Below are 10,438 nucleotides of genomic sequence, written 5' to 3'. Positions count from 1 at the left end.
TGACACGCGAGATCATCAGATGCCCGAGCCAGGGTGACAGCCGGCTGCCGGCATAGTTCTTCATCGCCCGGACTTCGGTAGCCGTGCCCAAAGCGTCCGACACGCGCTTGGCGGTCCGCTCATCGTTGGTGGCGAAGCTCACGCGGACATGGCAGTTGTCGAGGATCGAGTTGTTCTGGCCGTAGGCCTTCTCGATCTGATTCAGCGACTGCGCGATCAGGAAGCTCTTGATCCCGTAGCCAGCCATGAAGGCAAGAGCCGACTCGAAGAAGTCCAGTCGCCCGAGCGCCGGGAATTCGTCCAGCATCAGCAGCAACCGGCGCCGGCCGTTCTTGGACTGCAGATCCTCGGTCAGCCTACGGCCGATCTGGTTGAGGATCAAACGGATCAGCGGCTTGGTCCGATTGATGTCAGACGGCGGCACTACGAGGTAGAGCGTGGTCGGAAGCTTGCCGCCGACGATATTGGTGATTCGCCAGTCGCAACGCCGTGTCACCTCGGCGACGACGGGATCACGATAGAGGCCGAGGAACGACATGGCGGTGGAGAGCACACCTGATCGTTCATTGTCGGATTTGTTGAGCAGCTCGCGCGCGGCCGAGGCCACGACAGGGTGGACGCCGGCTTCGCCGAGATGCGCCGTCTTCATCATGGCGGCAAGCGTCGACTCAATCGGCCGCTTCGGATCGGACAGGAAGGCGGCGACGCCAGCGAGCGTCTTGTCCTCCTCGGCATAGAGGACGTGCAGGATCGCGCCGACCAGCAATGCGTGGCTCGTCTTCTCCCAATGATTTCGCTTATCGAGCGACCCCTCGGGGTCAACCAGGATATCGGCGATGTTCTGGACGTCCCGGACTTCCCACTCGCCGCGGCGGACCTCCAGCAGCGGATTATAGGCGGCGGATTTCGCATTGGTCGGGTCGAACAGCAGCACCCGGCCATGCTGGGCGCGGAAGCCGGCGGTGAGCTGCCAGTTCTCGCCCTTGATGTCATGGACAATCGCCGATCCTGGCCAGGTCAGCAGCGACGGCACCACGAGGCCGACGCCCTTGCCGGATCGCGTGGGCGCAAAGCACAGCACGTGCTCCGGCCCGTCGTGGCGGAGATAGGCGTGGTCGAGCCGGCCGAGCACGACGCCGTCCGGACCGAGCAGTCCGGCGCCGGCCACTTCCTCCGGTCGCGCCCAACGCGCCGATCCATAAGTCTCGACCGTCTTGGCTTCACGCGCCCGCCAGACCGACATGCCGATCGCGACGGCCGCCGCGATGATGCCGCCCGACGCGGCGATATAGGCACCCTCCACGAAGATCGATGGAGCATAGGCATCATAGGCAAACCACCACCACAGGAAGGCTGGCGGCAGATAGAACGGGAAGTGAAGCAGCTCGAACCAAGGACGACCGAGCTCCGGCTGGAAGCCGAGCCGCCAGGCCGTCCATTCGGTCGCGGCCCACATGGTCAACAGAATGATCGCGAAGACGGCGAGGATCTGGCCCCAGAGGATCTTGGTGGCGGACATGGCGGCGGTCCTTTCGTGAAGTCGCAGGACGGATGAAGGTGGTCACAGGCCGAGCCCCCGCTTCCGGCCGAAATCCCAGTCGATGCCACCGTTGTCGCGGGCGACGCCGGAGACATGGCGGCCGAGCTGCTTTTCGAGGGACGGCGACCAGGGCACGAGCTGGAAGCCGAGCCCGTCATCGATCATGGCGAAGCGGCCCGAGGCGAGCGCGATGCGCTGCCGATAGGTGCCGGCGACATACTCGCCGGTGGCGGATGAATTGAACGGCCGGCCGGTCTCGGCAGCGAGCTTGTCTCCAAGCGCCTGAACCTCGCGCTTGCGCAGCGTATCGATCAGGTTGCGGCTGAAGGTAATGCCGCTGGCCTGCCGCTCGGCGAGGCCTTGCCCGATGAGCTGCTCGGCACGACGCTCCATCGCGTCGCGCACCTCAGCGCCGAATCCGGCCTGGCCGAGGGCCGCCGGCTCCCGCGCGATCGCCTGTCGGTCGAGCCAGGTTGCGCCCGTCGCCGTGATCTGCCGTTCGATCGAGAGGTCCGAACGGATAGCAAGGGCCACCCGCCGCCGCCCTTGCGCGTCATCGAACTTGCGCAACTCGACGATCGAGCCCGGCGCGCTATCGCCGGCGGCGTCGAGATCGGGCAGCTTGACGTGGTGGGTGCGGCCATCGACGCCGTCGACCACGGCATAGGCCGAGCCCTTCAGCTCGTCGTCGAGGCCGCGATCGACCAGGCGGCCGATGACGGGAACGTCGAGGCTCTCGCCGGCCAGCACATAGCTCGCCGCGCCGCGCTCGATGCCGCGTTCGGTCAGGCTACGATGGATGCGCTTGATGATGTCGCCGCGCTCGCCGAGGTCGCGCAGCGTCGCCTCGGCATTTTCCGATAGCGCCCACTGACCCGGACCGACCTGATCGGCGAGGCCGAGCGATTCCAATTTCCGCAACCGACCGACCTTCAGCGCATGAAATTCGTCGGGTTGGCGATCGGCATGCGGCGCCATGTCGATGACGCCGGTACGGTAGGCGTCGCGGGAAAGCTGCCGGTCGAGATTGGTCCAGCGCTCGCTATCGATCTGCCGGTCGAGTGTTCGCCGAATCTCCTGATCGGTGCGCGGCCCCAGCTCCCGCGTGATCAGGTCCTGGGCGCGGTCGCGCATGCCCTGCTTGATGTAGTCCCGGTCGATGACGAGGTCCTGGCCGTCATCGGTACGGCCGCGGATGATGATGTGGACGTGCGGATGCTCAGTGTTCCAGTGGTCGACGGCGACCCACTCGAGCCTCGTGCCGAGGTCCTTTTCGACCTGGGCCATGAGGTCGCGGGTGAAGCCCTTGAGGTCCGCCATCTCCACCGCGTCGTCGGGTGAGACGATGAAGCGGAAATGGTGCCGATCATCCTCGCAGCGCTCGGCGAAGTCCTTGGGGTCGGCATCCTCGGTGCCTGGACCGAACAGCTTCGCCTTTGCCCCGTCGCGAGTGACGCCCTCGCGGCGCAGATAGCCAAGATGGGCGGCGAGCTTGCCGCGCTGCGTCGCATGGCGCAGGAAGCGCCCCTTGACCACGGCGCCACGCGAGCGGCTGGTGAGCAGCCGGTTGGCCTGAACGGCGGCGACCCGGCCCCGGCCGAAGCGGGAGCCGCGACGGCCTGTGATCGAGCCATCTCGGCCGATCCGCCCGCCTGCCTTCTGGGTGGCGGCGAGAGCCTGGGCGATAAACGGCTTTGTCCGTTGAGCGCGCGATGATCGGATGCGGCCCGGACGGACCTGGAAATCGTCTTCACGCGCCATCGCCAGCCTCGGCAATGTGCGGAAAGGACAGTCTCAGCAATGAGTTGGTATCGGCGCGCACATTGCGCGGATCGGGCGCACGTTGCCCGAACAGTGAAAAAACCCTGGAAAAACAAACCCCCGACCGAGCCGCACATTGCCGGCTTTTATCCTGCCCTCGTTCGGTTGGTGCCTGCTCGTCTCCCCTGCCCGCTGTCTCTTCTTCGCCAATCCGCGCCAATATACGCCGGAGCACGAATTCTCGCTGACCGGAGGCCGAATCCCGCAACCTGACGGATACATGCACGATCGCAGCAACGTCGATGCAGACGGGAGCGCATCTATCGCCCGCTTGATTGCGCGAACGATGGCCGGTCATTGCGGACGCCCTGTCGTTGATAGAGCGACGAACAGCCCCTCCGACTGCGGCGCGATAGCTGAGACATCGCGGACCGGGACGGCAGCCGGAGCGCCAGGTGACGGACGATCGGGCGACGCTCGATCTGCGCTTCTTGGGCCGTCAGCGCGCACGATGAAGAGCGGAGCCTGTGTCCAGGACGACGGATCGGAGGCCACCAGGAGGACAGGCCCAGCGATCTCGCCGCCCTCGACAAAAGGGACGAGGGCCGTGACATAAGCCAGCGTCTCGGGCGGTAGCGGCCTGTGTCGGTCGCGGTAATCCTCGTAACGGCCAGGCCCCGCATTGTACGCCGCGAGGAAGCCCGGCGAACCGTAGCGGTCGTGCATCTCGCGCAGGAAGGCCGCGCCAGCCAGAATGTTGTCGTGCGGATCGAAGGGATCACGGCCGAGGCCATACGGCGCGCGCAATCCTGCCCAGGTCTCCGGCATGAGCTGCATGAGGCCCATCGCACCCTTGGACGAGACCGCACGCCTGTCACCGCGGCTTTCGATGCGCATGACGGCGCGTACCCAGGCGGCCGGAATGCCAAAGCGCTGCGAGGCTTCCGCCACATGCGCGGCATAGGGATCGCTTGCCGCAGTCCGTTCTGCCGGCGCCCCTTGTGCGGAAGCGGACAGCACAGGTGCGCCGATCGCGACCAGGCCGACAAGGAGACAGCGTGCGAAACGGGAGCACGCACTGTCTCCGCCACGACGCCAGCGGGCCATCGTGCTCGCCTCCGTCAAGGGCAAGGCACAAGCGCCGGCCGATGGCCGCCCTTGACCTCGTCTGCGCGCGACGGCCGACGGATCGTCGAGCGGGACGAAGGGATGAGACGGTCTTTCCGCGAACAAAGGGATGGGGTTTCGGCGGACCATCCCGCACGCGATCAGGAGCACGTATCGCATGCCGTCAGTCCCGCTCGCCGCGCTTGGGCGGACGGTTCCAGTTCAGAATCCAGACCGACTTGTCATCGCTCGACTGGAACAAGTTGGCGCGGACCGGCTGCGTCAGCGTCGGATCGTCGAGCACCAGCGAGACGTAGTCGCCGGCCTTCTCGCCAATGCGTTTCCAGCCAGCGCCGACCTCCGGCCCGTCTCCGTCTCCGAGATGGATGCGATAGTCCGGCGCATTCTCGGCATCGCTGTGCTCGGCCGGCACGAGCACCAGTTCGGCGTCGAGCGAGAGCGTTTGAACACGGCCGGAATAGCCGGACTTGCTGCGGGTGAACTGACCGATCTGTGCCATGATTTGCCTCCTTGGCGGTGGGTTGAATGACGGGTTCAGTCGGTGGCGGCGCGCCAGACGAAGCGGCCGTCGCCGTCCTCGTCGGTCCAGAGCGGGACCGCGCGAGCGACGATCGAGGTGATGGGAAGCGGGCCGAAGTAGCGGCCGTCCAGGCTGTCCGGGACGGTCGGGTTCATGAGGAAGACTTCGCCCGTGTGGATGGTCCGGCAACCGTCCCACTTCGGCAGCGGGCGGCCCAGATGATCGCGGTCGCGCGCATCGCCGGCGGCGATGCCGTCAACGGTTATCGCGTCGCCGGTGCGGCAGACCGTCTGTCCGGGCAATGCCATGACGTGCTTCAGCAGCGACACGCCCTTGGGCAGGAAGCCGCCATCGGCGAGGAAGCTCGCGATCGGTTCGGGCGGCCGGACCGCGACCAGCTCCATCGTCTGGAGGCGACCGATCGGACGCAGGGCATAGAGCCCGGTCGGCGTGCTGGCCGTGGCGTTCCAGATCAGCCGGGGCGCGGGATGAACGAAGGCCAGGCCGCCGATCGCGAGCATGGCGAAGTACGTCGTCATGACGTAGCCGAAGCGGGTCATGGCGTGACGCTCCGGCGCTTGAGCCAGGCGTCATGCTGCTCGCGGCTATAGGCGCGCGGCTCGTGGCCGGCGGCGAGACGGTTGTGGAGATGACGCCAATATTCTGGAGCCGCGTCGGCCGGATCGACATCGAGCGCCTCGACCGCGTCGATGAACTGCAGCACCCGCTCGACTTTGGGCCAGCCTTCGACGCGCAGCAGGATTTCGCCGCCCGGCCGCACGAAGGGGAGCGTTTGATAGCGCTCGCCGAGTGCGACGGTGCGCACGATGTCCATGCGCGAAATCACCGTGCCGAAGTCGTTCGACGCCCATCGCACGAAGGCGAAGATGCTGCCGGGCCTGAAGCTGGAGATGCTGCGGCGGCGATCGAGAATCTTCTCCTCGGCGCGGCGGCCGAAGCGAAGCCAGAACTCGATCTTCTTCTCGATCCACGTCAGTTCGACATGGGTCAGAGGCACGGTGCGCCGATGCGAGGGCGGCACGACGCGCAACACGGGCGGCGTTTCGTTGTCGTTCACGACGACTCTCCAGGATCGGCAGGGAATTCACGGGCGAGGAGGTCGCGCAGCATGTCGGCAACCGTGGCGCCGCGCTGGAAGGCGACGATCTTGATCCGGCCGCGCAGCGCCGGCGTGATGTCGATCGTCAGACGCGCGGTGAAACCAGCGGTGTCAGTCGCGCGAGGCGACGAGGCTTCGGGCGCCTTGATCCAACTTTCCGCGTCACCCGGTCGGGAGGCGAAGCCGCGCCTGTTCGGACGCTCGCTCATGCGGCCCCTCCGTCACGGAAGGGCAGCACGCCGGCGATGCGCGAGCGCGCACGCTCGGCCATGTCGGGATCGATTTCGCAGCCGAGGTAACGGCGTCCGGACAGCCGGCACGCTTCGCCCGTTGCGCCCGAGCCGGCAAACCAATCGCCGACCAAGCCATCCGGTGGGCAACTCGTGCGGATGAGGATTTCGATCAGGCCCGAGGGTTTTTCGGTCGGATGGATTGCATGGCCGTGTGCGTTCCGGGCATAGATGACCGAGCGCATGAGGCGCGGCCCGCCATCCTCGCTGACATAGTGACCGGCCTCGATATGGCCGGTGTGCGGCGGACGTTGCTTGCGCCGCACAATGCGGGCCGTGGCGTCCGATGTCGTCTGGACGTTGTTGTAGATGTTGGCCCAGGCCGTGTCGGCGCGATAGAACTGCACCACCAGCTCATGCACGCGCTTGAAGCGATCGGCGTGGAAGCTGGAGCCGTTTTGCTTCTCCCAGACGATCTCCTGCGCGTATTTCCAGCCGGCTTCACGAAAAGCGGCGGCGGTTGCCATGAAGCAGCGCAGTGAACCGAACACCCACAGGGAGCCGGCCGGACCGAGAGCGGCATGCGCGAGCGGCAGCCAGCCATCGACGCGCCGGTCCCAGGCGAGCGAGGTGTCGCCATAGGGTGGATCGGCGATGATCAGATCGAACGGACCGTGCGCCGGCATCAGCGTGCGGCAATCGCCGGCCAGGACCATGTTGACGGGGCGCTCGTTCATGGCGAGAGCCTCGCGATCTCGACGGCGAGCGCCGCGATTTCGCGGGCGGCGGCGCTCTGCTCGGCCAGCTCGAAGACCAGGCGGCCGGATTGCGCGGCATCGGCGAAGACGACGCGCTGGCCGACGGTGCTGGAGAGCAACGGCGGATCGTGATCGGCGAGCGTTTCGGCCGTCTCGCGGGCGATGATCGTGCGTGCGCCGCAGCGGTTCAGCACGAAGCGCGCAGCGAGTTGCGGGCGGTAAATGCGCGCCTCGCGGAGCAACGCCAGCATCTCGGCGGAGGCCCAGCCGTCGAACGGCGATGGTTGGACGGGGATCAGCACCAGGTCGGCGGCCAGCAGCGCCGAGCGCATCAGCCCGGCGACGCGGGGCGGCCCATCGATGACGACATGATCGGCGGTCCGGGCGATCTCTGGCGCTTCGCGATGGAGCGTGTCGCGCGCCAGGCCCACGACACCGAAGAGCCGCGAGACGTTCTCCCGGGCGCGCTGCTGCGACCAGTCCAATGCCGAGCCCTGGGGATCGGCGTCTATCAGCGTGACGCGCTTGCCCTGCCGAGCCCATTCACCAGCGAGATGCAGGGCCAATGTCGTCTTGCCGACGCCGCCTTTCTGGTTGAGCAGGGCGACGATCATCGGCCGCCCCTGTCGGTTTTCCACCGATCTACAGGGCGCCCAACTACAGAAGAGTTAGATTCTTCTATGTTAGACTCTAAGTTAAGGCCCGGAATCGCCGTTTCGGGCCAAAGCGTTAACTGCCCTCGGCACTCCCGAAGTCCCGATAGGGCCACTCCCGAAGTCCCGATAGCGGTCACGCCCGAAGTCCCGAGCGTTTCCACAGCGCCATCCACAGGCCCTGTGGATAACCGGGCGGGCAGGATGCGCAGCAGCTCGCGCCGGCCGTCGCGCTCGATCCGAAGTCGGTAGCCAGGTAGCGGCTGGCGCAGGACGATGCGGCGGATGTCGAACGCGAAATCCGCGACCTTCGCCAGGCTGCCGGATTTCTCGTGGAGATGGGGGATGTCGAAGAGCCAGCCTTGCTTCTGGCGGCCGGCGTGCTTGCGGGCGACGCGGTAGAGCCACCGCTCGATGCCGCCCGTCAGCCGGAAATAAGCCGGGTCGATGGTCAGAACCAGCGAGCGGTCGATGACGCCGCGGTAGAACCAGTCGGGCAGCACGAACTCCATGCCCTCGATGCGGCCTTCGCGGGTCGTGCATTCCTCCCACTCGTTGATCCAGGAGAACTGGTGGCGCCGCCAATGCTCGTTCTGCCGAATGGTGGTTCGGATGACGGTCGATTGCAGGCGCATGTGGCTGGATCCCGCCACAAGGCCGGATCGACCGCGCGCTGGAGAATGGCGGCGGCCGGTGCCATGTCGCCGTAGTCGGTGTCCTCGATCAACGATTCGGCGTCCATCGGCCAGACCGCGATCCCTGGATAGCCATCAAGTGGCCAGCAGGCGAGGGCGTCTGGCGCGAGGCTGACGGCCCGGGCGACCGCCTCCAGCAGGTTCCGAGTGTGCTCAAGCCCCGAGTCGATCGCATGGATCATCGCGTCGTCTAGGACACCGCGGTTGACACAACAAAGATAAGCGTGGGCCAAGGGATCGGCCGTTGCCGCTTCCAACTCGTCAACGAGCGACCGTGCTGCCGAGAGACCACCCAGGCCGCCTACCGATGCATCCTGAACGACGTCGAGCCGGAGGGATCGAGGGGGGTGAGCCAGCGCGCCTGCTTCTATCGTCACCACCCTTGGGACTGGCTGGCCGACCGGCGGGTGGTAGCACTGTCGGAGCGACGCGACGAGCGCGCCGTCGCATCCGAGCGCGCCGTCGAGCTGGCCGATCGTGGCCTCGACAGCTTCGGTCTTGCCGTTACCGGGGCCCCCAACGAGAAGGACGATGCGGGGAGCCCCCTCGACGCCTTCGGAGATCTCCTGAGACCACTGCCTCAGTCGGTATAGAAGGTTGGTTTCGAACACGGCCTCGCCCGGCCGGCCGCTGTGGTCGTCGAACAGCCGGCGTACCCCGCCGCCCCGATGCCCAGCCCAGTCAAGGAGGCCGGAGGGGAACGGCCGCCCTGGCGCGTCTCCTGACCTATCCTCAGTCCTAGTCGTCTCGGCTCCGGTCGGCATCTGGGCCTACGCGGCCATACGATCAGCACGGGCCGAGGCCAGGATGAGCTTCATTAGCACCTCGCCCCACATCTCTGCGACCAGTGGCGGGACGGCGTTTGCGACTTGCGTAAACCGGGGCACTTCCCGGGCACGTCGTTCGCCCCCGGTGGTATACTTGCCGTGGAAGGCAAACCAATCTGGGAAGGTTTGCAGGCGTGCATTCTCGCGCACCGTGAGCGTCCGGGGTTCGTTGTAGTGTAGCAAGTCGTCCGGCATGCTCGTGATTGTCGGCGCGGCCTTGGCGGGATCGAGTACTCTGGTCGCCATCTTCTTGATGCCGAAGCGCTCGCGCATCTCGCGGTTCAGCTGGACGCTCAGCCGGCCAGCTTGTTCGCACGCCTCGATGATCTTGGCGAACCGCTCGACGATGTGGGGACGGTGCATGGCGAGGCGCGTGTCGGGAACCTGCCCGGTGTGGCCGTCTCGCATGAGGCGCTGGTACTGCGTGCGCGGCTTCGCGGTAAGGAGGGCTTGGTAGCCCTTCGAGTCGGGGCACGGGCCGGTCCCGGCATAGGCAAGTTCGAGGTCGGAAATAGCTTGCCTGCAAGTGATCGTCGACCGGAGCCCACGCTGCTCCAGGAACCGAACTTTGGATGAGCGCAACATCGAGAACGGGCTGTCCCTTCGCGCCAGCTTCTTGAACTGCGACTTCAGCATGCCGACGAGGAAGAACCGAGGCCGGTGCTGGGGGACCCCTAGCGAGGCGCACCGTACGATATCGGTGTAGACGTGGTAGTTCGCGCCCAAGCGGGCGGCGAGCTCGTCGGCGAAGTTGTGGCGGTCCGAGGCCTCGTCCCCGACAAAGTCATAGGTGATGCCCCTGACATTCTCGATGAGCACCATCCGGGGGAGCACAAGGTCGACGAATTCAAGGTATCGCTCGACCAACTCGTTACGTGGGTCCCCCTTGCGACGGCGCCCGGCGCTCGAGAAGCCTTGGCAAGGCGGCCCCCCTGCCAGGAGGTCCACCCGCCCCCTAAGCGCCGCCAGCTGGGCGTTGTGGGAATCCATCAGCGACTCGATGGTCCAGGGCTTTTGCTCCAGCCACTCAGGCCAATCATATCGGTGGCGGGCCCCCTCATCGACGAGGTTAGCCTTGAGCGTGCCGAAAGCAAACGAGTCCTTCTCGATCGCAAACGTCCCCCGCCAGCCGGCCCGCAGGAGACCAAGGCTAAGCCCGCCGCAACCGGCGAAGGCGTCGATGAATATTGGATTGTAGCTACTAGC

The 10,438-nt window shown here is 66.2% G+C and carries 12 protein-coding genes and 1 pseudogene; 1 reads left to right on the top strand and 12 read right to left on the bottom strand.

All coding sequences use genetic code 11. The annotated features are described in order from the left end of the window. The 11 genes and pseudogenes from V5F77_RS27785 to V5F77_RS27735 form a co-directional block, all read right to left on the bottom strand. Positions 1–1,519 (bottom strand): conjugal transfer protein TraG (locus tag V5F77_RS27785; RefSeq protein ID WP_429008315.1); only part of this gene is annotated, 1,519 nt, incomplete at its 3' end. Positions 1,520–1,561: 42 nt separating this feature from the next. After that, a complete protein-coding gene (locus V5F77_RS27780) occupies positions 1,562–3,301 on the bottom strand; it encodes a relaxase/mobilization nuclease domain-containing protein (RefSeq protein ID WP_429008314.1) in 1,740 nt (579 codons plus the stop codon). Next, positions 3,291–3,659, bottom strand: a complete 369-nt coding sequence (locus V5F77_RS27775; protein WP_429008313.1) for a hypothetical protein — start codon at positions 3,657–3,659, stop codon at positions 3,291–3,293. The genes V5F77_RS27780 and V5F77_RS27775 overlap by 11 nt, the downstream gene beginning before the upstream one ends. Further along, complete coding sequence (locus tag V5F77_RS27770) at positions 3,656–4,588, bottom strand: lytic transglycosylase domain-containing protein (protein ID WP_429008312.1); 933 nt, start codon at positions 4,586–4,588, stop codon at positions 3,656–3,658. The genes V5F77_RS27775 and V5F77_RS27770 overlap by 4 nt, the downstream gene beginning before the upstream one ends. 4 nt (positions 4,589–4,592) lie before the next feature. Next, on the bottom strand, positions 4,593–4,928 hold the full coding sequence (locus V5F77_RS27765; protein WP_429008311.1) for a DUF736 domain-containing protein: 336 nt from the start codon (positions 4,926–4,928) through the stop codon (positions 4,593–4,595). Between the two features lie 35 nt (positions 4,929–4,963). Continuing rightward, entirely contained in the window at positions 4,964–5,509 is a 546-nt protein-coding gene (locus V5F77_RS27760; protein WP_429008310.1) for a S26 family signal peptidase, read from the bottom strand. Further along, the gene (locus V5F77_RS27755; RefSeq protein ID WP_429008309.1) at positions 5,506–6,027 is read right to left on the bottom strand and encodes a DUF2840 domain-containing protein; all 522 of its coding nucleotides are present in this window, start codon (positions 6,025–6,027) and stop codon (positions 5,506–5,508) included. The genes V5F77_RS27760 and V5F77_RS27755 overlap by 4 nt, the downstream gene beginning before the upstream one ends. After that, entirely contained in the window at positions 6,024–6,278 is a 255-nt protein-coding gene (locus tag V5F77_RS27750; protein WP_429008308.1) for a hypothetical protein, read from the bottom strand. Before V5F77_RS27750 ends, V5F77_RS27755 begins: the two co-directional genes overlap by 4 nt. Beyond that, on the bottom strand, positions 6,275–7,015 hold the full coding sequence (locus V5F77_RS27745) for a DNA-methyltransferase (RefSeq protein ID WP_429008307.1): 741 nt from the start codon (positions 7,013–7,015) through the stop codon (positions 6,275–6,277). The genes V5F77_RS27750 and V5F77_RS27745 overlap by 4 nt, the downstream gene beginning before the upstream one ends. Before the next feature lie 17 nt (positions 7,016–7,032). Further along, the gene (gene parA / locus V5F77_RS27740; RefSeq protein WP_429008306.1) at positions 7,033–7,671 is read right to left on the bottom strand and encodes a ParA family partition ATPase; all 639 of its coding nucleotides are present in this window, start codon (positions 7,669–7,671) and stop codon (positions 7,033–7,035) included. Continuing rightward, positions 7,668–8,342: pseudogene (locus tag V5F77_RS27735) on the bottom strand (replication initiator protein A); the annotation flags it as partial. The pseudogene V5F77_RS27735 and the gene parA, both read right to left, overlap by 4 nt. 410 nt (positions 8,343–8,752) lie before the next feature. Between V5F77_RS27735 and V5F77_RS27730 the strand changes: the two are divergent. After that, entirely contained in the window at positions 8,753–8,998 is a 246-nt protein-coding gene (locus V5F77_RS27730) for a hypothetical protein (RefSeq protein ID WP_429008305.1), read from the top strand. A 177-nt stretch (positions 8,999–9,175) separates the two neighbouring features. On the opposite strand, the gene V5F77_RS27725 is transcribed toward V5F77_RS27730, so the two are convergent. Beyond that, positions 9,176–10,438, bottom strand: a 1,263-nt coding sequence (locus V5F77_RS27725) for a DNA cytosine methyltransferase (protein ID WP_429008304.1), incomplete at its 5' end; no start/stop codon positions are given.

The sequence above is a fragment of the Roseixanthobacter psychrophilus genome (assembly GCF_043195195.1).
Taxonomy (GTDB): domain Bacteria; phylum Pseudomonadota; class Alphaproteobacteria; order Rhizobiales; family Xanthobacteraceae; genus NCEH01.
This window is presented reverse-complemented; position numbering and strand designations above follow the sequence as displayed.